Annotated in this window: 20 protein-coding genes; 13 read left to right on the top strand and 7 right to left on the bottom strand. The window is 72.0% G+C overall.

Annotated features, from left to right (window positions below; translation table 11 throughout):
- Position 1: 1 nt before the first annotated feature.
- The 5 genes from F4556_RS02440 to F4556_RS02420 are packed head-to-tail and all read left to right on the top strand — an operon-like array spanning position 2 to position 5,292.
- Positions 2-1,624 carry an ABC transporter substrate-binding protein gene (locus tag F4556_RS02440; RefSeq protein WP_184911255.1) on the top strand — a complete coding sequence of 541 codons (1,623 nt, stop codon included), beginning with the start codon at positions 2-4 and terminating at the stop codon, positions 1,622-1,624.
- Positions 1,621-2,595 carry an ABC transporter permease gene (locus F4556_RS02435; protein ID WP_184911253.1) on the top strand — a complete coding sequence of 325 codons (975 nt, stop codon included), beginning with the start codon at positions 1,621-1,623 and terminating at the stop codon, positions 2,593-2,595. Before F4556_RS02440 ends, F4556_RS02435 begins: the two co-directional genes overlap by 4 nt.
- Positions 2,592-3,464: an ABC transporter permease gene (locus F4556_RS02430; RefSeq protein WP_313068115.1), complete on the top strand. Its 873-nt coding sequence runs from the start codon at positions 2,592-2,594 to the stop codon at positions 3,462-3,464. Before F4556_RS02435 ends, F4556_RS02430 begins: the two co-directional genes overlap by 4 nt.
- Positions 3,464-4,447, top strand: a complete 984-nt coding sequence (locus F4556_RS02425; RefSeq protein ID WP_184911251.1) for an ABC transporter ATP-binding protein — start codon at positions 3,464-3,466, stop codon at positions 4,445-4,447. The genes F4556_RS02430 and F4556_RS02425 overlap by 1 nt, the downstream gene beginning before the upstream one ends.
- Entirely contained in the window at positions 4,444-5,292 is an 849-nt protein-coding gene (locus tag F4556_RS02420; RefSeq protein WP_184911249.1) for an ABC transporter ATP-binding protein, read from the top strand. Before F4556_RS02425 ends, F4556_RS02420 begins: the two co-directional genes overlap by 4 nt.
- A gap of 39 nt (positions 5,293-5,331) precedes the next feature.
- Here F4556_RS02420 and F4556_RS02415 read toward each other — a convergent pair whose 3' ends face one another.
- Entirely contained in the window at positions 5,332-5,940 is a 609-nt protein-coding gene (locus tag F4556_RS02415; RefSeq protein WP_184911247.1) for an SGNH/GDSL hydrolase family protein, read from the bottom strand.
- A gap of 182 nt (positions 5,941-6,122) precedes the next feature.
- Here F4556_RS02415 and sigJ point away from each other — a divergent pair, with 182 nt between their 5' ends.
- A complete protein-coding gene (gene sigJ, locus F4556_RS02410) occupies positions 6,123-7,076 on the top strand; it encodes an RNA polymerase sigma factor SigJ (RefSeq protein ID WP_184911244.1) in 954 nt (317 codons plus the stop codon).
- Positions 7,077-7,095: 19 nt separating this feature from the next.
- On the opposite strand, the gene F4556_RS02405 is transcribed toward sigJ, so the two are convergent.
- Positions 7,096-7,317 (bottom strand): hypothetical protein, encoded by a 222-nt coding sequence (locus tag F4556_RS02405; RefSeq protein ID WP_184911242.1) that lies wholly within the window; start codon positions 7,315-7,317, stop codon positions 7,096-7,098.
- Positions 7,318-8,452: 1,135 nt separating this feature from the next.
- Between F4556_RS02405 and fxsT the strand changes: the two genes are divergently transcribed.
- Both fxsT and F4556_RS02395 read left to right on the top strand, forming a co-directional pair.
- Complete coding sequence (fxsT, locus tag F4556_RS02400; RefSeq protein ID WP_184924201.1) at positions 8,453-12,346, top strand: FxSxx-COOH system tetratricopeptide repeat protein; 3,894 nt, start codon at positions 8,453-8,455, stop codon at positions 12,344-12,346.
- 159 nt (positions 12,347-12,505) lie between these two features.
- Positions 12,506-13,375: a hypothetical protein gene (locus F4556_RS02395; RefSeq protein ID WP_184911240.1), complete on the top strand. Its 870-nt coding sequence runs from the start codon at positions 12,506-12,508 to the stop codon at positions 13,373-13,375.
- Between the two features lie 23 nt (positions 13,376-13,398).
- Here F4556_RS02395 and F4556_RS02390 read toward each other — a convergent pair whose 3' ends face one another.
- A complete protein-coding gene (locus tag F4556_RS02390) occupies positions 13,399-14,598 on the bottom strand; it encodes an MFS transporter (protein ID WP_184911238.1) in 1,200 nt (399 codons plus the stop codon).
- Positions 14,599-14,761: 163 nt separating this feature from the next.
- Between F4556_RS02390 and F4556_RS02385 the strand changes: the two genes are divergently transcribed.
- Together F4556_RS02385 and F4556_RS02380 are read left to right on the top strand one after the other, a co-directional pair.
- A complete protein-coding gene (locus F4556_RS02385) occupies positions 14,762-15,118 on the top strand; it encodes a hypothetical protein (protein WP_184911236.1) in 357 nt (118 codons plus the stop codon).
- A 38-nt stretch (positions 15,119-15,156) separates the two neighbouring features.
- Positions 15,157-15,939, top strand: coding sequence for a sporulation protein (locus tag F4556_RS02380; RefSeq protein ID WP_184911234.1), 783 nt, complete (start codon positions 15,157-15,159; stop codon positions 15,937-15,939).
- Positions 15,940-15,961: 22 nt separating this feature from the next.
- Here the strand turns inward: F4556_RS02380 and F4556_RS02375 are convergent, their stop codons facing one another.
- From F4556_RS02375 to F4556_RS02365, 3 genes are all read right to left on the bottom strand, one after another.
- Positions 15,962-17,494 carry an MFS transporter gene (locus F4556_RS02375; RefSeq protein ID WP_221503512.1) on the bottom strand — a complete coding sequence of 511 codons (1,533 nt, stop codon included), beginning with the start codon at positions 17,492-17,494 and terminating at the stop codon, positions 15,962-15,964.
- Between the two features lie 112 nt (positions 17,495-17,606).
- Positions 17,607-20,330 (bottom strand): SpoIIE family protein phosphatase, encoded by a 2,724-nt coding sequence (locus tag F4556_RS02370; protein WP_184911232.1) that lies wholly within the window; start codon positions 20,328-20,330, stop codon positions 17,607-17,609.
- A 115-nt stretch (positions 20,331-20,445) separates the two neighbouring features.
- Positions 20,446-21,072: a TetR family transcriptional regulator gene (locus tag F4556_RS02365; protein ID WP_184911230.1), complete on the bottom strand. Its 627-nt coding sequence runs from the start codon at positions 21,070-21,072 to the stop codon at positions 20,446-20,448.
- Positions 21,073-21,202: 130 nt separating this feature from the next.
- Between F4556_RS02365 and F4556_RS02360 the strand changes: the two genes are divergently transcribed.
- Positions 21,203-21,358 (top strand): hypothetical protein, encoded by a 156-nt coding sequence (locus F4556_RS02360; protein WP_184911228.1) that lies wholly within the window; start codon positions 21,203-21,205, stop codon positions 21,356-21,358.
- Between the two features lie 28 nt (positions 21,359-21,386).
- Positions 21,387-21,656, top strand: coding sequence for a hypothetical protein (locus F4556_RS02355; RefSeq protein ID WP_184911226.1), 270 nt, complete (start codon positions 21,387-21,389; stop codon positions 21,654-21,656).
- A gap of 18 nt (positions 21,657-21,674) precedes the next feature.
- Here the strand turns inward: F4556_RS02355 and F4556_RS02350 are convergent, their stop codons facing one another.
- Entirely contained in the window at positions 21,675-22,616 is a 942-nt protein-coding gene (locus F4556_RS02350; protein WP_184911224.1) for an AraC family transcriptional regulator, read from the bottom strand.
- 96 nt (positions 22,617-22,712) lie between these two features.
- Here F4556_RS02350 and F4556_RS02345 point away from each other — a divergent pair, with 96 nt between their 5' ends.
- Positions 22,713-23,435, top strand: a complete 723-nt coding sequence (locus F4556_RS02345) for an SDR family oxidoreductase (RefSeq protein ID WP_184911222.1) — start codon at positions 22,713-22,715, stop codon at positions 23,433-23,435.
- Positions 23,436-23,504 lie beyond the last annotated feature (69 nt).

Raw genomic sequence — 23,504 nt, 5'->3', positions numbered from 1 at the left:
CATGAGACCCCGCAGCCTCCTCGCCGCCGCCACGGTGGCCACCGTCCTCGCCGCCGCCGGGTGCAGCGGCACCGCCAAGCAGGCCGACGGCACCGGCGCCGCCTACCGGCTGACCGACACCACGCCCGCCGCCGGCGGCGATCTTGACTCGTTCACCTGGTCGCTGTTCGGCGAGCCGACCACGATCGACTACGCGTACTCCTTCGACTTCCCGCCGAACCAGATCCTCGCCAACGTCTGCGAGAGCCTGCTGCGGTGGAACCCGGACCTGACCACCTCGCCGAACCTGGCCGCCTCGTTCGCCAACCCGACCCCGACCAGCTGGGTCTACCAGATCCGTCCTGGCGTGAAGTTCCACGACGGCAGCACGCTCACCGCGGACGACGTGGTCGCCTCGCTGCGCCGCAACCTGGACCCGGAGGTGGGCAGTGTCTGGGGCAACCAGTACCGCAACGTCGAGTCGATCGAGCGGACCGGTCCGCTGGAGGTCACCGTCACGTTGCAGGCGCCGGACGCCACCTTCAACAAGTACCTGGCGGCCGGCCCCGGGGTGGTCGAGTCGGCCGCCACCCTGGCCAAGTCCGGTAAGGAGTACGGGAGTCCGGGCACGGGGGTGAACTGCACCGGGCCGTTCTCGTTCGCCTCCTGGACCTCCGGTCAGTCGCTGGTGCTCAAGCGGTTCGACGAGTACTGGAACCCCCAGCTGAAGGCCAGGTCGGCGCAGGCGAAGTTCGTCTTCCTGGCCGACCCGACCACCCGGGTCAACGCGTTCCGCACCGGTGAGGTGGACGGCGGCTGGATGGTCCCGGCCGGTGCCTACGCGCAGTTGAAGGACACCCCGGGCGGCGCCCTCTACTTCGGCCAGAACACCACGGTCGCCACCGAGGTGGTCAACAACCTCAAGGGGCCGCTGGGTGACGCCCGGGTGCGGCAGGCGCTGCTGATGGCCGTCGACCGCAAGGGCATCGTCAAGGCCGGCGCCGGCGGGGTCGGCGAGGTGGCCAACTCCCTGGTGACGGCGAACAACTGGAACGGCGCACCGGGCGCCGCCGAGCTGATCAAGGCGCTGCCCGAGTACCCGTACGACCCCGCGAAGGCCAAGGCGCTGGCCGCCGAGGCCGGGGTGAACGGTCAGAAGGTGGTGATCGCGACCAGCCCGCTGGACTCGCAGACCACCATCATCACCCAGGCGGTCGCCCAGGCCGCCACCGCGATCGGGCTGAAGCCGGAGATCGACACCATCGCGGCCGACAAGTACACCGCGCTGTTCACCGACCCGGCCGCGCGGGAGGGCATCGACCTCTTCCTGACCTTCTGGTACACCTCGATCACCGACCCGCTGGACATGTACAGCTCGCTGCGGACCGGGGCGTTCAGCAACTACGGCGGCTGGTCGGACCCGAAGTTCGACGCGGCCGTCGACCGGGCCGTCGGCGCCTACGACCCGGCCGCGCACGCCGCCGCCACCGGGGAGGCCCAGCAGATCGCGATGGCCCAACTGCCCTGGCTGCCGCTGTACACCGAGCCGGTCAGCGTCTTCCTCGGCAAGCGGATCACCGGCGTCAAGCCCTCCATCGCCTACCTCTACTACCCGTGGGCCGCCGAGATCGGCGCCAAGGGATGACGCCCGCCACCGCGCTCCGGGCGGCCGGGTCGGCGGCGCGCAGGCTGCTGGGGATGGCGGTGACCCTGCTGGTCACCTCGTTCCTGGTGTTCTCCTCGCTCTACCTGGCGCCCGGCGACCCGGCGAGCTTCCTGGTCAAGGGCCGCAGTCCGAGCCCGCAGGAACTGCTGGCGATCCGTCAGCAGTACGGCTTCGACGACCCGTTCCCGGTGCGCTACTGGCACTGGCTGGAGGGCGTGCTGCACGGCGACCTCGGCCGCTCGTACCTGTTCCACCAGAGCGTCGGCGAGGTGCTCGGCGCGCGGCTGCCGGCCACCCTGCTGCTGGTGGGGGTGGCGACCGTGCTGATCGCCGTACTGGGTGTCGGCGCCGGGATCGTCGGCGCCCTTCGGCGCGGCACCCGGACCGGCTCGGCGGTGCTGCTGCTGGTGACGGTCGGTGCCGCGGTGCCCTCCTTCGTCGCGGCGATCGTGCTGCGCTCGGTCTTCGGGGTGCGGCTCGGCTGGTTCCCCACCATCGGCAACGGCACCGACCTGCCGGACCGGCTGCACCACGTCGCGCTGCCCGCGATCGCCCTGTCGGTCACCTTCATGGCGCTGGTCACCCGGGTGACCCGGTCCTCGATGCTCGACGAACTGCGGCGCGAGCACGTCGAGGTGGCGCTCAGCCGGGGGCTGCCCCGGCGGACCGTGATCCGGCGTCATGTGCTGCGCAACGCGCTCGGCCCGATCGTCACCGTCGGCGGGCTGCTGGTCTCGGGGATGCTGGTCAGCACCGCGATCGTGGAGACCGCGTTCGGCATGTCCGGGATCGGCTCGCTGCTGGTGCAGTGCGTGGACCAGCTGGATTTCCAGGTGGTCCAGGCGATCGTGCTGCTGGTGGTCGCCGCCTTCGTCGTCGTCAACACCCTGGTGGACCTGCTCCACCCACTGATCGACCCGCGCGTGCGCGCGGCCGGAGGAGCCCGGTGAGCATCCCGACTTCGCTGCTGAACAGTCCACTTGGCGCCCTGCTCGGTGCCCTGCGCCGGATCGGCGGCGGCCCGCTGGCCAGAGCGAGCACCCTGGTCCTCGCCCTCTTCGTGCTGGTCGCGCTGTTCGCGCCCTGGCTCGCCCCGCAGGACCCGACCTACGGCGAACTGGGCGAGAACTTCACCGGCCCGGGCCCCGAGCACTGGCTCGGCACGGACGGCGGCGGGCACGACACCTTCTCGGCGCTGATCGAGGGCACCCGCACCAGCCTGGTCGGCCCGCTGGCCGTGGTGCTGTTCGCCACCCTCGGCGGCATCGCGGTCGGCCTGTTCACCGCCTGGCGCGGCGGCTGGGTCGACACCGTGGTGGGCAGGGTGCTGGACATCCTGTTCGCCTTCCCCGCCCTGCTGTTGGCGATCCTCGCGGTGGCCCTGTTCGGCAAGGGGCTGACCGCGCCGGTGCTCGCGATGGCGGTCGCCTACCTGCCGTACACCGCCCGGCTGGTGCGCGGCCTGACCGCGCAGGAGAAGGCGCGGCCGTACATCGCCGCGTACCGGGTGCAGGGTCACTCGGCGGTGTTCGTCGCCCTGCGCCGGCTGCTGCCCGGCATCATGCCCACCGTGCTGGCCCAGTCGACGGTCAACTTCGGCTACGCGCTGCTCGACCTGGCCGCGCTGTCGTTCCTCGGGCTCGGCGTCCAGCCGCCGACCCCCGACTGGGGCGCCATGATCAACCAGGGCCAGGCGGCCGTCCTGCAGGGGGAGCCGCTGTCCGCGATCGTCCCGGCCGTCGCGGTCGTGCTGGTCGTGGTCGCCTTCAACGTCGTCGGGGAACACCTCGGCGACCGGCTCGCCGGGAGGGAATCCTGATGCCGATCCTTGAGTACGAGGAACTGCGTGTCGCGCTGCCGGGGATGGCCCGGCCGATCCTGGACGGCGTCAGCCTGAGCGTCGCCGAGGGCGAGGCCGTCGCGCTGGTCGGGGAGTCGGGCTCGGGCAAGTCGGTGACCGCCAGGGCCGCGCTCGGTCTGCTGCCGGAGGGAGCCCGGGTCGGCGGCCAAGTCCGGGTCGCCGGAGCCGGGTTGATCGGCGCGGACGCCGCGACCCTGCGCGCGGTGCGGACCGGCCAGGCGTCGATGATCTTCCAGGACCCGCGGGCCGGCATCAACCCGGTCCGCCGGGTCGGCGACTTCCTCACCGAGCAGCTCCGCCTGGTCGGCGGCCGGTCGAAGGCCGAGGCGGAGGCCCGGGCCCTCGAACTGCTCAGCGCCGTCGGCCTGCCCGACCCGCCCCGGCACCTGCGCCAGTACCCGCACCAGATGTCCGGCGGCATGCTGCAACGCGTCATGATCGCCGGAGCGCTCACCGCCGACCCCCGCCTGCTGCTCTGCGACGAACCCACCACCGCACTCGACGTCACCACCCAGGCCGAGATCATGGCCGTGCTGCGCCGGCTGCAACGCGACAACGGCCTCGGCCTGCTGCTGATCACCCACGACCTGGACCTGGCCGCCGCCACCTGCGACCGGATCTACGTGATGTACGCCGGGCGGATCGTCGAGACCGGCACCGCAGCCGAGCTGCCCGCCCGGCCCCGACACCCGTACACCGCAGGGCTGTTGGGCTCCTCGCCGCCGCTGCACGGTGAGCTCTCCCGGCTGGCGCCGATCCCCGGCACGCCGATGAGCCTGGCGCAGAGTGCACCCGGCTGCGCCTTCTTCGATCGCTGCCGGTTCGCGCAGCCCGTGCGCTGCGACCGGACCGCGCCTCCGCTGGTCCCGCTGGGACCGGCCCTGGTCGCCTGCCACCGGGTGGACGAAATCGCCAACTCGACTGCCAAGGAGGACCGTTGACCGCCGAACCCACCCCGCTGCTCCAGGTGAGCGGCCTGCGCAAGACCTACCCGGGCGACCGGACGCCGGTCGTCGCGGTCGACGACCTCTCCTTCGCGCTGCGCCCCGGCGGCGCCCTCGGCATCGTGGGGGAGTCCGGCTCCGGCAAGACCACCACCGCCCGGATGCTGGTCGGCCTGGAACGCCCGGACCACGGCGAGATCCTGGTGCAGGGCACCCCGCTGGCGGCCCGTACCCGGGGCAGGGCGGCGCGGCTGGCCCGGGCGAAGGCGGTCCAGATCGTCTTCCAGGACCCGTACCTCTCGCTGGACGCCCGGCTGAGCATCGGCGAGACGGTGGACGGCGTGCTGCGCCTGCACGGTGCGCCGTCCGGCGCGGCCCGGGCGGACCGGGTGCGGGAGTTGCTGGCCCAGGTCGGTCTCGGTGACCGCGAGGCCGCCGCGCTGCCCCGGCAGCTCTCCGGCGGGCAACGCCAACGCGCGGCCATCGCCCGGGCGTTGGCGGTCGAGCCCGCCGTCCTGGTGCTGGACGAGGCGGTGTCGGCGCTGGACGTCTCGGTGCAGGCGCAGGTGCTCAACCTGCTCTCCGACATCCGCCGCGACACCGGCATCGGCCTGGTCTTCGTCAGCCACGACCTGGCGGTGGTCCGCTACGTCTGCGACGAGGCCCTGGTGATGTACCGGGGCCGGACGGTGGAGCACCAGCCGGTAGCCGACCTGCTGGCCGCGCCCCGACACCCGTACACCCGGCTGCTGCTGGCTTCGGTGCCCCGCCCCGGCTGGAACCCCGAGGCGATCGGCGAGCAGCGCCGCGAGCTCGCGGCGGCCGACGCCCTGGTGCGGTAGACACGTGAAGGCCCCCGGCCGGGGGCCTTCGCCGCCTCCCTACACGTCGGTCAACTCGCCCAGCCCCAGCGTGCGCAGGGTGTGGTTGGCCATCTGCAGGTGGCCGACGGCGTTGGGGTGCGCGGGGTCGTCGAGCCACGGGATCGGGTCGGCACCGTCGGGGAACCGGGCCAGCCAGTGTGCCTCGTGGTCCACCAGCAGCGCGCCCGTGTCCTGGGCGATCTCCCGGACGGCCTGGCAGTAGGCGGGCAGTTCGGGACGGGCGGCGCGGCCGCTCATGCTGGTCAGGACGGGCGTGTGGAGTACGATCCGCGCACCGTCGGCCTTGGCGATGATGGCCCGCAGGTCGGTGTGGAACACCTCGAGGCCGGCCAGCCCGGCCCGGGCGTCGTTGGTGCCCAGCGAGATCGACAGCACGTCCGGCGCGAACCGGCCGATCAGGTGGTCGTAGGAACCGAGGACGTCGCTGGCGCACCAGGCGGAGACACCGGAGTTGACGACGATGTCGGTCAGCCGGTCCAGCTGCCAACGGATCCGCTCGTGGACGTGCTCGACCCAGCCCCGGGCTCCGTAGGTGTGCAGAACGGCCTGGGTGATGCTGTCCCCAGCCGCCACCCAGGTCATCGGTGTCGTCGAAAGCTCGATCACGTGACCATCCCCTGTTCGCTCCGGTGCGCGCTGATCGCGCGCACGCTGTTCGATCATGACGATACGTCGGATCCGCCGCGACCCCCGTGCCGCGGGCCGACGGTGGATCAGTAGTGTCTCGGTAGTCCGACGACGTGGGCCCACGAGGTGAGTCCGCGAGGAGCCGAGGAGCAGCCGCAGCCATGAGCACCCCGACCGAGGCAGGGCACGACCGGTCCGAGCCGGACCTGAGCGTGATCATCGGTGAGCGGCGTCATCTGATCAACCTCGCCTACCGCCTGCTCGGTTCGCTGGCCGAGGCCGAGGACGCCGTGCAGGAGACCTACGCGCGCTGGTACGCGATGTCGCGGGCGCAGCAGGAGGCCATCGAGACACCGGGCGCCTGGCTGACCACGGTGGCCAGCCGGATCTGCCTGGACCAGCTCGGTTCGGCGCGGGCCCGACGCGAGCGGTACGTGGGCGAATGGGTGCCCGAGCCGCTGCCCGACCGTACGGAGTGGTTCAGCGGCCGGGCGGGCGGCGGCAGTTCGGAGTCGGCCGACCCCGCCGACCGGGTCACCCTGGACGAGTCGGTGAACATGGCCTTCCTCGTCGTCCTGGAGTCGATGACGCCCGCCGAGCGGGTGGCGTTCATCCTGCACGACGTCTTCCGGTACCCCTTCGGTGAGGTCGCCGAGATGGTCGGCCGGACGCCCGCCGCCTGTCGGCAGCTGGCGTCCTCGGCCCGACGGCGGGTCGGCGCCGCGCCGGCGCCGGCGGGACCTGCGGTCGGACAGGCCGGTCTGGTACGGCAGTTCAAGCAGGCCTGGGAGGCCAAGGACATCGGCGCCCTGGTCGACCTCCTCGACCCCGCCGCCACGATGGTCGCCGACGGCGGCGGCATGGTCGGCGCGGCCCTGCGGCCCATCGAGGGCGGCAAGCGCATCGCCGAGTACCTGATCTTCATCGCGGACAAGGCCCCCGGGCTGACACTCCTGGAGCGGACGGTCAACGGCGTGCCCGGCCTGGTCGCCCAGCACACCGGCACCACCGTGACGGTGGCGGCGTTCGAGGTCACCGGAGAGCGGGTGACCCGGATCTGGGCGGTCCGCAACCCGGAGAAGCTCGGTGCGTGGCTGGCGGTCGAGGAGAGCTGATCCGGCGTCACGGCGACGTTCAGTTGCCCGGCCGGCTGCCGCGCAGCAGGACGGCCGCCGTGGTCGCGTGGGTCTTCAGGAGGCTGACGGTCCGTCGGTCGCCGTCCGGGAGGAACGGCAGCACGGCGAGCGCGGGCACGGTGGCGAGCACCATGACCGCGAGGACGGGGGCGAGCAGGGCCACCAGCAGCACGCGCTGCAGGTTGCCGAGCACGCGGGGGGTGAGGGTCAGCAGGGGCATCGAAGTCTCCAAGTGCCGGGGTGAGCAGTGGAGATGAACGTCGCAGGCTCGTCGGTTCATCGACGTTGTTCGTCCGGGCCGGTCCTGCTGAAGCCTGAACAACCGGAGGTTGTTCGGCGATAATGCCGAACAGCGATCTGCGGTGTCGGGGGGACGGGTGGCGCAGGGGAACGGGGGCGGTCGCCCCTTCGGGCCGGTCCGGGCGGAGAACCCGGAGGCGGAGGAACTCGCGGAGTTCCTCCGCCACTTGGTGCGGACGAGCGGGAGGACGCTGGCCGAGCTGGCGAACGCGGTCGGCAAGGCCCCGGCCACCGTGAGCGCGAACCTCGGCGGCCGGGTCCCCACCGAGCCGTTCGTACGAGCGGTGGTGGCGGCCACCAGTCGTGACCCGCGTGATCTCCGTCGAGCGTTGACCCTGCTGGAGGCGGCCCGCAACCCCGCTCCGCAGCGGGCGCCGGTACGACGCGGATCCGCTGACGCGGAGGAGCAGCGGGAGCATCTGGAGAGCGTCTTCCAGCGGCTGATGCAGGCTGAGGGCCAGCGGGACGAGCTGCAGGTGACCCTGGACAACAGCAGCAAGATCGTCATGCTGCTGCTGGGCATGCTGAACGCACTGCAGCAGCGGGTGGGCGAGCTGACCGAGGAGCGCAACGCGCTGCTCGGGCACCGCGAGGAGATCGCGAGACTGTTCGAGACCCAGCAGCAGCTGGTCCGGGCGCACACCCAGGAGCGCCAGGCGGTGGAGGAGCTGGTCCGAGCCGAGGCTCGGCGCAGCGAGGCGGAGCGGCTGCTCGCCCAAGTGCTGGACCAGGTCGGCCGGTTGACCGAAATGGTGGCGCTGCTCCAGGGGGAGACGGCCGGACGCACCGCCGGGCTTCCCGGCCCGCCGGTGGGCGACGGGGTGGCCAGAGCAGGAGCGACGGAGGACCCGGTCGGCGAGGACATCGAACGGGCTCTGCGGCGCGTGACGGAGATCAACGAGCAGGGCGAGCGTACCGTCCGGCGGATCACGGACGAACTGGATCTGACGGAGGAGCAGGTCTTCACGCCGCCGCTGGACGAGGGCGGGAGCGAGGAACAGCGGGACGTCGAGCCGCAGACGGATGAGGACGAAGGCCCCGAGGACGAGGAGCACATCACCCGGAGTGCGGACGGACGGATCGTCACGTTCTACTCCCACCAGGGCGGCACCGGCCGGACCACCGCCTTGGCGAACTGCGCCTGGATCCTGGCCGCGAACGGCTACCGGGTGCTCGCTGTCGACTGGGATCTGGAGGTACCCGGTCTGCACCGGTTCTTCCGGCCGTTCGTGGACTCCGGCGCCGTCGAGAACGGCCGGGGAGTCATCGGACTGCTCAGCGACTACCGTGACACGGCGCGGCGGAGACACGGTCGGCCCCGCGCGGAGTGGCTGCGCCGTGCGGCCTGCGTCCGGGGCTTCGCGCACACCATCGACTGGAGCGGCTTCCCCCAGGGCGGGCGTCTTGACCTGCTGCCGGCCGGGCGGGCGGACGCGAGCCTGGGCGAGATCGTGCGGTTCTTCACGCAACCGGCCTCGGCGGAGTTCGTCGATGCGATGAGGGAGGACCTGAGCCGGCACTACGACTACGTGCTGATCGACTCCCGGAGTGGGATGTCCGACCTCGCCGACATCTGCACCCTCCAGCTGCCCGACGAACTGCTGGTCTGCTTCACCCTGAGCGATCAGTCCATCGACGCCGCCTCCCGGATCGCCCGGGCCATCGACGAGCGTTTCGAGCATCTCGGGATCCGCATCCTGCCGGTGCCGATGCGCGTCGACGAGGGCGAGAAGGAGAAGGCGGACGCCGGGCGGACGCTCGCCCGGGCCCGCTTCGACGGTCTGCCCGCCGGTCTGACGGCCGATGAACTCTCCTCCTACTGGGGCTCGGTGGAGATCCCGTACCGGCCGTTCTACGCCTACGAACAGATCCTGGCCACCTTCGGGGACCGAGTCGGCATGCAGAGTTCGATGCTGGCTGCCTGCGAGCGGCTGACCGGGGTGATCACGCGCGGTCTGGTCGCCGCGCTGCCGCTGATGAACGACGAGGTGCGGCTGCGGTACGTGGAGGCCTTCAGGCGGCGTCGGCCGCTGCCCGTGGTCCTCCACCTGTCGTATGCGCCGGAGGACCGGATGTGGGCGGAGTGGATCGAGTCGCTGCTCGCCAGGGCGGGTTTCCTGGTGCGCCGCCGGGACGTCACGGTCGGCCCGTACGGGAGCCAGGAAGTGGTGGGCGCCGTCGAGCGGACCGTCGCGCTGCTCTCCGCCGCTTATCTGAGGGCCCCTCAGGCCCAGGCGTTGTGGGAGTCGATGGCCGGGGCCGACCCCTCCGGCTCCGCTCGCGGTCCGGTCCCGGTCCGGATCGGTGACGTCCGGCTGACCGAGCCGTTCCTCAACAGGAACCCGGTCGACCTGGTCAACCGCGACGAGACGGGGGCGGAACACGTCCTGCTGCGCGCGCTGGACGTCACCGATGCTGAGCTCGGGGAGGCACCCAGCGGCGGACCACGCTACCCCGGTGGTGAGCCATCCGTCTGGTCGGTGCCGCAGCGGAACCCGTTCTTCACCGGCCGGGCCAAGGTGCTGGAGGAGCTGCGCGAGCAGTTGCCCGGCGGGCCGGTGGTGGTGTTGCCGACCCCGCAGACGCTGTTCGGGCTCGGCGGCGTCGGCAAGACCGAGCTGGCGCTGGAGTACGCGCACCGCTTCAAGGCCGACTACGACCTGGTGTGGTGGATCGACGCGGAGCAGGCCGAACTGATCCCGACCGGGCTGGCCGAGCTGGCCGGGCAGCTCGGGCTGCGGATCGGCGACGGTGTCAGCGAGTCGGCCAGGGCAGTCCTGGACGCGCTGCGCCGGGGCGAACCGGCACCGCGCTGGCTGCTGATCTTCGACAACGCCGGTGGGCAGCAACAGATACCCCGGTTCTTCCCCGGTGGTTCCGGGCACATCCTGGTCACCTCGCGGGACCAGAGCTGGCTGGGGCAGACCGACGAGATTGTGGTGGACGTGTTCACCCGTGGCGAGAGTGTCGAGTACCTGTGCCGCCGGGTCGGAGGTATGTCCCGGCCGGATGCCGACCGGGTGGCCGAACTGCTGTGTGACCTGCCGCTGGCGCTGGAAGTAGCGGCTGCCTGGCCGGACACCACCGGCACCCCGGTGGACAGCTACCTGCAGCAGCTCCAGGAGGAGGCCACCCGGGGGTTCGCGCTCGATCGCCCGGCCGACTACCCGGAACCCGTCGGTGCCACCTGGAACGTCACGGCCGCCCGGCTGCGCGAGCAGTCCCCGGCCGCCGTGCGGCTGTTGCAGCTCTGCGCGTTCCTCGCGCCCGAGCCGATCTCGATGGACCTGCTCTTCAGCGACCGGATGACCCGTGAGCTGGAACTCCACGATCCGACGCTGACCGAGAAGTTCATGGTGGGCAAGGTGGTTCAGACGATCAGCCGGTACGGGCTGGCCAAGGTGGATCTGAGCAGGAACAGCTTCCAGATGCACCAGCTGGTGCGGGCGGCGGTCCGCGCTGAGATGGACGAGTACGCACAGATGGATGCGATGCACCTGGCGCACCGCATCCTGACCGGTGCCCGGCCGGCCCTGGGCGGCATCGACGACCCGGCCAACTGGCCCAAGTTCGAACGGATCTGGCCGCACCTGGTGCCGTCCGAGGCGCAGGACTGTGGTGAGGCGGACACCCGGGAGCTGATGATCGACCGGGTCCGCTACCTGTGGCACCGCGACGAGCTCGACCAGGCCCGCGACCTCGGCGGTAGCCTGGACGCGGCGTGGACCGACCGGCACGGGCCGGACGACCTGCAGACCCTGCTGCTGCGCGTCCAGCTTGCCAACGTGCTTCGCGCGCAGGGTGATTACACCAGGGCACGGGCCCTGGACGAGGCCGTTCTGGAGCGTCAGCGGGAGCTACTTGGTGAGGGGCGCCCGGAGACCCTGATGACCGCCTCCGCGCTCGCCGCCGACTTCCGGGCCCTCGGGCGATTCCAGGCGGCTCAGGATCTCGACCGTGAAGTCCTCGACTGGTTCCGCGAGTTGTTCGGGAACGACCACCCGCACACGCTGCTCGCGGCGGGCAACCTGGCGATCGACCTCCGGCTGGCAGGGCACGCCGAGGCTGCCCGCAGACTCGACCGGGACACGTTCGAACACCGCGCCGTAGCCCGGGGCGCCAACCACCCCCACACCCTCGCCGCCTGGTCGAACCTGGCCCGTGATCTGCGCGAACTCGGCGACTACCAGGGCTCGGCCGATTTGCTCCGGCAGCTCAGGGAAGAGCTCGGCGCGGTGTTCGACCCGGACCATCCGGACTGCCTGCGCAACGCCACCTCGCTCGCTGTCTCGCTGCGCCGAGCCGGCTCGCTCGCCGAGGCGCACCGGATCACCGGTGACACCGACGAGCGCTACCAGGCGCGGAGTACCCGTGACACACCCGACGCGCTGGCCTGCGCCCTCAACCTGGCCGCCGACCTCAGGGCCTCCGGTCACCAGGAGGCCGCCCGCGACCGGTGCGCCGTAGTTCTCGACCGGTACCGCCAACTACTCGGCGGTGAGCACCCGTTCGCCCTGGCCTGCACCAACAATCTCGGCATCTACCTGCGCGCCAACGGCGACATCCAGGGCGCCGTCGATCACGGCAAGCAGGCGCTCGACGGGCTGACCCGGACAGTGGGGCCGAAGCATCCGTACACCCTGAACGCGATGGTCAACCTGGCCTGTGCCTACGGCGAGCTGGGGTTCTTCGACCAGGCGGAGGAGCTGGAGCGGTCCGCGCACGCCGGCCTGTGCGAGCTGTACGGCCCGGGCCATCCGGACGCGCTCGCGTGTCAGGTCAACCTGGCGGTCACCCTCCGGGATCACGGTCGGCTGAACGAGGCCGGCGGGTTGCGCTCGGAGGTGCTGGTCGAGCTGGTCCAGCGGCTGGGGGAGGAGCACCCGCTCACGGTCGCCGCACGCGGCTGGCGGCGGATCAGCCGGGATCTGGAACCCCAGCCGATCTGACCACCCTCCGCGGCAGCCTGACGAGGTATCACCCGGAAGGGCGAAAGCTCCGCCTCGACCGGCGCCGTCGGCACGGCCGGGCCGTGCCGACCGGGATAGCTTCGTGGACGAACGTGGGCGCCGAATCGTGCAGCCCGCGACCGTCCCGATGGAGACCCCATGCGGATCCCCGCCACCCTGGCCGCCGCCCTCGCGGTCGTTCTCGTCCCCGTCACCGCCCAGGCCACCCCGTCCCCGCGGTCCGGCCCGCCGTACGCCCGCGACCTGGCGGTGACGGTCGCCGCACCCAACCCGGCCGCGCCGCCCGGTGCCACCGTGCCGTTCACGGTCGTGGTCTGCAACCACGGGACCGAGACCCCGCAGACCGCGGCCACCCTGGTGGTCAACGGGCCGCCGGACGAGGGCATGCAGATCTCGCCCGAGACTGGCGAGGCCACCGACGGCGGCTGGAACTGGATCCGGGTCCCGGTCGCCGAGGGACTCCAACCGCACACGTGCAGCCACATCAAGCTGCGCTCACGCACCATCAGCGGCCTCGCCGGGCCGAAGAGCTACCCCGGCGGCACCGCCGAGGTCAGCTGGGACGGTGAGCAGAACCCGGCGGACAACCTCGCCACCTGGACGTCCGAGATCGCCGCCCCGGTCACCGGCGCCTACCTGTCGCTGGTCCGGCCGCCGCTGCCCGCCGCCCCCGGCAACCCGGCCGACTTCGAGGTCGAGGAGCGCAACCTCGGCCCGTCCACCGACTACCCATGGCGTGGCCGCCTGGTCGCCCAACTGCCGCCCGGCTCCACCTTCCTGAGCTCCGCGCCGGAGGGGCTGGCCTGCGTGTTCTCCGCCGACGGCACCACCGCGACCTGCCCCGACACGGTCAGCAACACCTGGTCCTGGCTCAACCGCGGCTTCGCCGTCAGGGTCAGCCCGACCGCCCCGCACGGCAGCACGGTCACCGCGACCCTGACGTACGAGGCCCCGGCCGACCCCGCGCCGCACGCCTTCGTCCTGAAGGTGGACATCCCGGTGCTGTGACCGTTGTGCAGCGGGCCCGTGCTCTAACGGCGGGCCCGCTGCACGGCCGGGCGGGAGGCGATGGTGACGGCGAGTGAGACCACCGCGACGGCGGTGATCGCGACAGCCGGACCGAGGTACTGGGCGGCGCCGCCCGCGATCGCGGCGCCCAGCCCCTGCCAGGTCATCCGGCCCGCCGACTCGACCCCCTGGACCTGGCCGCGCACCTGATCGGGCGTCAGCTCGAGCAGCTGCTCCTGAAGGGGAAGGGTGGCCGCGAACCCGACACTCGCGGCGAACACCACGAGCACCGCGACCACGGCCGGCGGGTGCAGCACGAACAGCAGGTACGGGGCGGCGAGCAGCAGCCGCAGGCCGTACGCGTGGCGCTGCCGACGGGCGGCGGTGAGCAGCCGGCCGACGGTCAGGTCGCCGACCAGCAGGCCGGCCGAACCGGCGGCCAGCAGGGCGCCCGCGTGGTCCGGCGCGTAGGAGAGGAACAGCGCCTCGCAGCCGACCACCAGGCCGTTCGGCACCCAGAGGTTCAGCAGCAGGGCCCGCTTCCCGGGGTCGGCGAAGAGCGCGGCGTTGGTGCGCCAGGTCTGCCGCAGCCCCGGGCGCCGGGTCAGCCGGATCGAGTGCTCCCGGACGGTCGCGGCCAGCACCACCAGTCCGGCGGCGGTCAGCAGGGCGGCCGGCAGGAAGATCTGCTGCGGGCTCAGCACGCGCAGCAGGACGGCGCCGAGGGCGAAGCCGAGCACCGCCGTACCGCCCGAGGTGATGTTCATCAGCGAACGGGCCATCACATAGCCGGAAGCCGGCACCACCTCGGCGAGCACCCCCATCCGGGTGCCCGTCCCCAGCGACTGGAAGAACCCGAGCACCAGCAGCAGACCGAACCGGCCGGCCAGCGGCAGCCCTGGGATCGCCTGCGCCGCGACCCCCAGCAGCGAGAGGCACTGGAGCAGGACGAGCGTCCGGCGCGGCCGCCGTCCGTCCGCCACCGACATCAGCGTCAGCGCCCCGAGCACGGCGGCGAAGGTGGCGCCGTACATGCTGACGGCGGTCAGGAAGGGGGAGCCGGTCTGCCGGCCGACCAGCGTCGCAAGGGCGAAGCCCGACAGGGTACTTGCGGCAGCCGTCAGGCCGAAGGCGGCGTACAGTCCGGCGAACTCGAGGTTGCGGAGCAGGTCACGGTAGCCGGTGACGGCGGGCGTCACGGGCGGAAGGGTGTGGGTAGGCATGAAAAAAGCCTCCGGACGCCCCAACTGGGCACACCGAAGGCCAACACCCCCATTCTAGCAGCCCGTTCCGGCAGTCCGTCGGAAATTGCCGCGAGCTCCGTCGGCCGTCTTCGATATCGTCGGCTGCGGACGGGAGTTGGGGATCGAAGTCCTGGGGGCAGTGATGATGTTTGGGTACTCGGACGAGTGGTTCGCGGTCTTCTTCGTTCCGGTGGTGCTGTGGTTGCTGTGCGGGCCGTTCCTGATGGGCGCGCTGGGGGTGTGGTACGCCCGGCAGCCGGGGTGGAAGGCGCGGTTGACGGCGGTGCTGCTGCCCGCCGTGCCGGTGGTGACCGTGACGGTCAACGCGATCCTGCCGACGGACTCCTGGGACGAGGAGACCTTCGTGGCGGACCTGGTGGGCACGCTGCTGGTCTACGTCGGGCTGATCACGCTGCTGCCCTGGCTGCTCGGGTTCCTGCTCACGCGGCTGACGTACCGGCTGCGGGCCCGTCGAAGCGGGGACTCGGCGCGGGACTAGGCTGGTCGGCGGCGATGCGGCCGATGAGAGGAACTGCGATGGGATTCAAGCGTTTGCTGGCCGGACTCGGTGCCGGGGGCGCCTCGGTCGAGACGGTCCTCGCGGACCCGAACGTGCTGCCCGGTGGCACGCTGCGCGGCGAGGTCCGGATCCAGGGCGGCAAGGTCGACCAGACCATCGAGGGGCTGACCCTCAGTCTCCAGGCCCGGGTCGAGGTGGAGGGCGGCGACAGCGAGCACCACCAGGACATCCGCTTCCAGCAGCACCGCCTCGGCGGCGCGTTCGAACTGAAGGAGGGCGCGCTGCACGCGGTGCCGTTCGCCTTCCAGGTGCCGTTCGAGACGCCGGTGACGGCGGTCGGCGGGCAGCAGCTGCGCGGCATGGTGCTCGGCGTGCACACCGAGCTGGCGATCGACCGGGCGGTCGACGCCGGTGACCTGGACCCGATCGCGGTGCACCCGCTGCCGGTGCAGCAGGGCATCCTGGACGCGTTCGGGCAGCTCGGGTTCCGCTTCAAGGGCGCGGACCTGGAGCGCGGTCAGATCCGCAACACCCGGCAGCGGCTGCCGTTCTACCAGGAGATCGAGTTCTTCGCGGCGCCGCAGTACCCGGGGCTGACCCAGGTCGAGCTGTCGTTCGTCGCGGACGAGCACGCCGTGGACGTGGTGCTGGAGATGGACAAGCGCGGCGGCCTGTTCACCGAAGGCTCCGACACCTTCCGCTCGTTCACCGTGACGCACGCCGAGGCGGCCGGCACCGACTGGGCGAACTACCTGCACCAGTGGCTGCACTCGGTCGGCGGCCGCCGCGGCTGGATCTGACCCTTCGACAGGTCAGGTCGGGTCAGGACGCGGCCGGCTCCGGCCGCTGGCGCTCGATCTCGCGTTCCCGGACGAGCCACAGGGCCAGCGCGGCGCCGATGAAGTTGGCCAGGGCGCCGAGGAACAGCACCGTGTTGAAGCCGGTCAGGAAGCCCGCCCGGGCCGCGTCCGAGACCAGCTGGCGGGACTGCGGGGGGATCGCGGCGAGGACCTGCGGCAGGTTGCCCGAGGAGGCGGCCTCGGCGAGTTCGCGGCGGAGGTCCCCGGTCAGACCGGGGACCTCCGCCGTGAGCTCGCCGATCCTGCTGGTGCCACGGGCCACGAAGATCGCGCCCCAGACGGCGATGCCCACCGCGATGCCGACCTGGCGGAAGGTGTCGTTGATGCCGGCCGCCATGCCGCTGATCTCCTTGGGCACCACGCTCACGGCCACGTCCGCGATCACCGGGTTGATCAGGCCGACCCCGGCACCGGCGACCAGGAAGCCGCCGAGCAGGGTGGTCCACTCGTCGGTCGCCTTGATCCCGCCCATCAGCAGCAGCCCGACGCCGATGGCCGCGAGCCCGACGGCGAGCATGAACCGCGCGTGCACCCGGGACAGCAGGACACCGGCGACCGGCGCCACGAAGAAGCTGAGCAGTGTGATCGGCAGGTAGCGGACCCCGGTCTGGAACGGGGTGAGGCCGAGGTAGTTCTGCAGATAGAGCGTCAGATAGAGGAACAGCGCGAACAGCGAACTCGACACCGCGAAGGCGGCCAGCTGCACGCCGGTGAACGCGTGCCGCCGGAACAGCCCCAGCGGGAGCATCGGCTCGGCGACCCGACGCTCGATCACCAGGAACGCGGCCAGCAGGACCACGGCACCGGCGAACAGCGAGACGATCAGCGCGCTGCCCCACCCCTCGGTGTTGCCGCGGACCAGCGCCAGCACGAGCAGGAACAGCGCGGCGCTGAACGTGGCGACGCCCGGCCAGTCGACCCGGGTCGCGTTCGGGTCGCGGCTCTCCCGCAGCTTCAGGTAGGTGAGGACGATCGCCCCCGCGCCGATCGGGACGTTCAGGTAGAAGATCGACTCCCAGCCGAGCGAGTCGGTCAGCGCCCCGCCGACCAGCGGGCCGATCGCCACCGCGACGCCGATGGTCGCCCCGTACACCCCCATCGCCATGCCGCGCTCACGCCCGGCCAGGAACTCCTGGGCGATCAAGGCCAGCGACACCGCGAACATCACCGCGCCGCCGACGCCCTGGACGGCGCGGGCCAGGTTGAGGAAGGTCGGATTCGGCGCCAGCGCGCAGAGCAGCGAGGCGACCGAGAAGATCGCCAGCCCGGCGGCGAACGTCCGCCGCCGCCCCAGCCGGTCGGCGAGCGAGCCGGCCGCCAGCACCAGGGCCGCCAGGGTCAGGGCATAGGCGTCGATCACCCACTGGAGGTCGGTGAAACTGGCGTCGAGATCCTTGCGGATCGACGGCAGTGCCACGTTGACCACCGTGATGTCGAGCAGCAGCATGAAGGTCGCCACCGAGACGGTGAGCAGGGTCCACCACTTGCGTTCCACGGAAGCCGGTCTCCTCGTCAGGGGCGGTTCGTCACCGCTCTGACGGTACGCAACAACGGAACGTGACCGCCGGTGACACGCGGCTCGGTGTGGAGGCTCAGCCCAGGCACGCTCAGGGCAGCCGCTGCTCGGCCCAGATGACCTTGCCGCTGCCGGTGTACCTGGTGCCCCAGCGTTCGGCGAACTGGGCGACCAGGAAGAGCCCGCGGCCGCCCTCGTCGGTGCTGGCCGCGTAACGCAGGTGCGGCGAGGTGCTGCTCCGGTCGGAGACCTCGCAGATCAGGATGCGGTCGTGGAGCAGCCGGACCTGGATCGGCGGGACGCCGTAGCGGATCGCGTTGGTGATCAGCTCACTGAGGATCAGCTCGGTGGTGAACTCCAGCTCCTCCAGCCCCCAGTCGGCGAGCTGGGCGGTCACCTGGGCCCGGACGGTACGGACGGCGGCCGGGTCGGGCGGTACGTCCCAGACCGCGACCCGCTCGGCCGGCAGAGCCCGGGTGCGGGCCACCAGCAGGGCGATGTCGTCGGTGGGGTTGACGGGCAGCAGGGCGCCGAGCACGTCGTCGCATACCTGTTCGGGGCTGCGGCCGGGGCGGGCCAGGGACGAGCGCAGCAGGTCCAGGCCGAGGTCGATGTCCCGGTCGCGGTGCTCGACCAGGCCGTCGGTGTAGAGCACCAGGCTGCTGCCCTCCGGCAGTTCCAGCTCGGCGGTCTCGAACGGCAGGCCGACCAGGCCGAGCGGCGGTCCGGCCACGAAGTCGACGATCTCCACCGTCCCGTCCGGGTGGACGAGGGCGGGCGGCAGGTGGCCGGCCCGGGCCATCGAGCAGCGCCGGGAGACCGGGTCGTAGATCGCGTACAGGCAGGTCGCCCCGGTGATCGGGGCCTGGCCGTCGGTGCCCTGTTCCTGGTCGATCCGGTTGACCAACTCGTCCAGGTGGCCGAGGAGTTCGTCGGGCGGCAGGTCGAGGGAGGAGAAGTTGTGCACGGCGGTGCGGAGCCGGCCCATGGTGGCGGCGGCGTGCAGGCCGTGCCCGACCACGTCGCCGACCACCAGCGCCACCCGGGCGCCGGGCAGCGGGATGACGTCGAACCAGTCCCCGCCGACGCCGGCGTGCGCCGGGAGGTAGCGGTAGGCCGCGTCGAGCGCGTTCTGTTCCGGCAGGCTGCCCGGCAGCAGGCTGCGCTGCAGGGTGACGGCCATGGTGTGCTCACGGGTGTACCGGCGGGCGTTGTCGATGGAGACCGCCGCCCGGGCGACCAGCTCCTCGGCGAACGAGCGGTCCTCCTCGTCGAACGGGCCCCGCTCGCCGCCGCGCCAGAAGGTCGCGATGCCGAGCACCACGCCACGGGCCTGCAGCGGCACCGCGAGCAGCGCGTGCACGCCCTGCTCCCGCACCTTCAGCACGCGCTGCGCGTCGTACTCCCGCCAGGCGTTCAGGGCCTCGGTCAGGTCGTCCTCGATCACCGACCGGCCGGCCGCCAGGGCGCGGGCCCGCGGCGTGCCCGGCACCACCGGGACGCTCGCGCCGATCGGGTGGAACGGGGCCTGGTCGCCGATGCCGCTCAGCCCGGCCCGGCGCATCCGGGCCCCCGGTTCGGGTTCGTCACCCTGCAGGACGGCCTCGGCGAGGTCGACCGTGACGTAGTCGGCGAAGCCGGGGACGGCCGCCCCGGCCAGCTGCTGGGCGGTGTGCGAGACGTCCAGCGTGCTGCCGACCGCCAGGCCCGCGTCGTAGAGCAGCTCGAGCCGGTGCCGGGCCAGGTCGGCCTTGCCGGAGAGCGCCCGCAGCTCGGTGGAGTCGCGCAGGGTCACCACCAGGCCGGGCGGGCCGCCGTCGCGGTCGGTGGGGCGGACGTTGACGGCCAGCAGCCGGCCCCCGGAGGCCACCACCTCGTCGGTGACGGTCCGTCCGGGGAGCAGCAGGGCGGCCACCGGACGGTCCAGCTCCAGCTCGGAGAGGTGCCGGCCCTCGGCGGCGGCGGGCAGCGCGAGCAGGCGGCTGGCCTCGTCGTTGGCGAGCAGCAGTCGGCCGTCCCCGCCGATGATCAGGACGCCCTCCCGGACCGCGTGCAGCACCGCGTCGTGGTGCTCGTACATCCGGGTCATCTCGGCCGGGTCGAGGCCGTGCGTCTGCCGCCGCAGCCGACGGCTGACCAGCGCGGAACCGGCCAGGGCGAGGGCCAGGGCCGCCGCCGCGCTGCCGAGCAGGATCGGCAGGTGCTTCGCCGCGCTGTCGCTGATCCGGCTGGTCCTGATGCCCGCCGAGACCATGCCGACCACCTGGCCGCCGCTGTCGGTGACCGGCACCACGGCCTGCACCAGGTGGCCGATGGTGCCGTTCACTTCCTCGGTGATCGACTCACCGGCGAGCGCGGGGGCGGTGGTGCCGACGAACTTCTTGCCGATCCGGTCGGGCATCGGGTGGGTGTAGCGGATCGCGTCGGTGTTGAGCACCACGACGAAGTCGACGCCGGACTTGATCCGGGCGGCCTCGGCCCTGGGCTGGAGCACCGCGGTCGGGTCGGGCGAGCGGATCGCCTCGACGATGCCGGGCGAGGCCGCGAAGGTCTCGGCCACCGCCAGCGAGCGGTTCCGGCCCTCGGTCGCGGTGTCCTGGCGCGCCTGGATCACCATCTGCGTCCCGGCGCCCGCCACCAGCAGGAGCACGATCAGGACCTGCAGGACGAAGACCTGGCCCGCGACGCTGCGCGTCCTGAGCGCGGCCCGGAGGCGCTGCGGTGGTGCCGGGGGGCGTTCACGTCCGCCGTGCGGGCGCCGACCGGGGGACTCGGGGACCGACGGGGCCCGGGATCGACCGGAATTACGGGCCATATGCCATGTCTACCCTGGTCGACAGCCCGAGGCCAAGAGATCGCGCACATCGGCCCTGTCGGGAGGAGCCGACCGACGGCTGTCGGGGACGCCGAATGCCGGGCCCGACGCTCCGTCAGGAGTCGCGCCAGTGGCGGCGGCCCACGCTGATCAGGCGCAGCTGGCGGCGCGCCCGCAGGCTGATCCGCAGTTCGTCGGGGTGGTCCTCGGGGACCTCCAGGAAGGCCGTCGCGGTCGAGACCAGGTGCTCGACGTACAGCTCGGCCAGCATCAGCAGGTCCTCCCGGCTCCAGCCCTCCGACACCGGCTGCTCCGCCAGCGCGGCGGCGACCTCGTCGGCGAACCGGGCCAGCTCCGCGCCGATCGCCTCGCGCACCGGCCGTACGCCACCGTGCCGCTCGCGGGCGAGGAAGCGGACGTGGGCGCGGTGCTCGCGGACGTGCCGGGCGACGACGTCCACCGCGCGGTCGATCAGCTCCTCGGCGTCGTCCGGCCCGGCCAGCACCGCCAGCACCATCCCGTGCAGGCTGGCCAGGGACTCCTCGACCAGCGTCACGCCCAGGTCGGCCATGTCGCGGAAGTGCCGGTAGAACCCCGCCGGGGACATCCCGGCCTCGCGGGTGACCTCGCGGACGCCGAGGCTGCTGAGGTTCTGCGCCTCCAGGAGGTGCAGCCCGGCGTCGAGGAGGGCGCGCCGGGTCTGCTGCTTCTGGGCCTGCCTGGGCCCCAGGGTGTGACTCACGTCATTCAGTAAACAACTGTTTGCTGACTTTGGCCAGCGTAGAGTGGAGAAGTCGGCGAACAGTTGTCATCCCAAGTGTTCGCCGAATGCCGCCACCCCGCAGACCCGACCGAACCGAGAGGCCCCGCAGATGTCACTCCTAGCCGTGCTCGTCGCCCTGGCAGTGCTGGGCGGTGCCGCCGTCCACGCCTCCGGCCCGGTCTTCGCGGCCGCCTGCTGCGCCATCGTCGCCTGGCTGTCCGCCTTCGCCGTCCGCGAGCAGCTCGCCCGCGCCCGGCGCCACTGAATCCCGAGTCGGATTAGGAGTCACCACCATGGACAGCGCCACCCTCACCCGCACGCACACCCGTAGCGATGTGGACGGCATGGCCGTCGCCTCGTTCGTCCTGGGTCTGCTGGGCCTGCTCTTCTTCAACCTGGTGCTCGGCCCGTGCGCCCTCGTCCTGGCCACCCTCGCCCTCACCCGCGGCACCCGCCGCCGGGGCCGAGCCCTCCTCGGCCTGACCCTCGGCGCCGCCGACCTGATCGTGCTGGCCGCCACCCTCAACGCCGGCCACGGCACCCTCTGGCACCTCGGCGGCTGACCTCGCGCTGAAAGACAGTCAGACCGACAGCGAGGCCGGCGCCGTCCGCCGCTCTCGCCGATATGCCCCGGGCGGGGTGCCGAAGTGCCGCTTGAAGGCTTTCGCGAACGCGAATTCCGAGGTGTAGCCGGCGTGCTCGGCCACGGCGCTCAGCGAGTCGACCGTCTCGCGCAGCATCCGCGCCGCGATGGCCATCCGCCACGTCGTCAGATAACTGAGCGGCGGCTCGCCGACCACCGTGGTGAACCGCCGGGCGAACGTGGCGCGCGACAGCCCGGCCCGGCTCCCCAGCGATTCGACGGTCCACGGGTGCGCGGGGTCGTCGTGGATCGCTTTCAGTGCCGGGGCGATCAACGGGTCGTTCAGCGCCGAGGCCCAGCCCTGCGTCTGCTCCCTGGGCAACTCGGCGTACCAGGACCGCAGGATGTAGAGAAGCAGCAGATCGACGAGCGCCGTGACCACGGAGTCCGAACCCGGCTGAGGCCGCTGGATCTCGGCGCAGAGCTGGTCGACCGCCGAGCGCAGCGCCGGATGGCGACCGGGGCCGGCCGGGAGGTGGATGACCTCCGGGAGGTCGCCGAGCAGCGGATGCGGCCGGTCGATGTCGAGGTGGTAGGCCCCGCACACCAGCACGCTGCGAGCGCCCTTGCCGTCGATGGTGAAACGCCCGATCGGCGAGGAGTTGTCGACGCGGTCGGGCTCGAAGGGGACCAACTCGCTGGCGACCGCGTCGCAGATGGCGTGATCGGTGCCGCGCCGCAGGAACACGACGTCGCCGGGCCCCAGGGCTATCGGATCGCCGCCGACCGGCAGGAGAAAGCAGTGTCCTTCGACGACGACGTGAAACCCGGCTCCCGCGATGGGCTGGAAGCGCACACCCCACGGCGCCCGCGCGTCGGTCCGGACAACGGACGGACGCCCGGTGCGCAGGGCCGCGAGCGTGTCGCTGAGTATGTCCATGCGTTCACCCTAGCGTGCTGATAGCGAGACGATCAGACAGGGAATCAAGACTTCAGGCTATTCAGTGTCTCGTTCGCGACACGTAGCGTCCTCCCCATGAACAACACAGCGGACACCCAGCGTGTCGTCGTCATAGGTGGTACCTCCGGCATCGGATTCGCCGTTGCGCAGGCCGCAGCGGCTCATGGCTCGAACGTGGTCGTCGCCTCCAGCAACCAGGGCCGGGTCGACCTGGCAGTGAAGAAGCTCGGCGGCCCGGCCGAAGGCATCGTGCTGGACGTCGCCGACGACGCCGCGCTCGCCGCCTTCTTCGACCGGATCGGCGAGTTCGACCACCTCGTCTACACGGCGGGCGAGTCCCTGCTGCTGAAGCCGCTCGCCGACCTCACCGCCGAGGAGTCCCGAGCGTTCTTCGAGCGCCGCTTCTGGGGTGCCCTGCTCGCCGCGAAGTACGCGACGCCGAAGCTCCGTCCCGGCGGCTCGATCACCTTCACCTCCGGCGCCTTCGCCACCCGGCCCGCCCCCGGAGCCTCCCTCGGCGCAAGCGTCACCGCAGCCGTCGAGGGCCTGACGCGAGCCCTGGCCCTCGAACTCGCCCCCCTGCGAGTCAACGCGGTCCGCCTCGGCGCGATCCGCACCGAGCTCTGGGACAGCACCGTGCCCGACCCGGAGGCCTTCCTCCAAGCGCACGGCAGCGGCCTCCCCGTGCAGCGCGTCGGCAACCCCGAGGAGGCCGCGGCGGCCTACCTCTACCTCCTGAGCAACGGCTACGCGACCGGCACGGTGCTCACCCTCGACGGCGGAGCCGCACTTGCCTGACACCGGCTGCTGTCGGACCGGGCTTGCCGGTCCGACAGCCTCGGCATGTTCCTGTGAGGCCACCGAACG

It is taken from the genome of Kitasatospora gansuensis (genome assembly GCF_014203705.1).
Classification (GTDB): Bacteria; Actinomycetota; Actinomycetes; order Streptomycetales; family Streptomycetaceae; genus Kitasatospora; species Kitasatospora gansuensis.
This window is presented reverse-complemented; position numbering and strand designations above follow the sequence as displayed.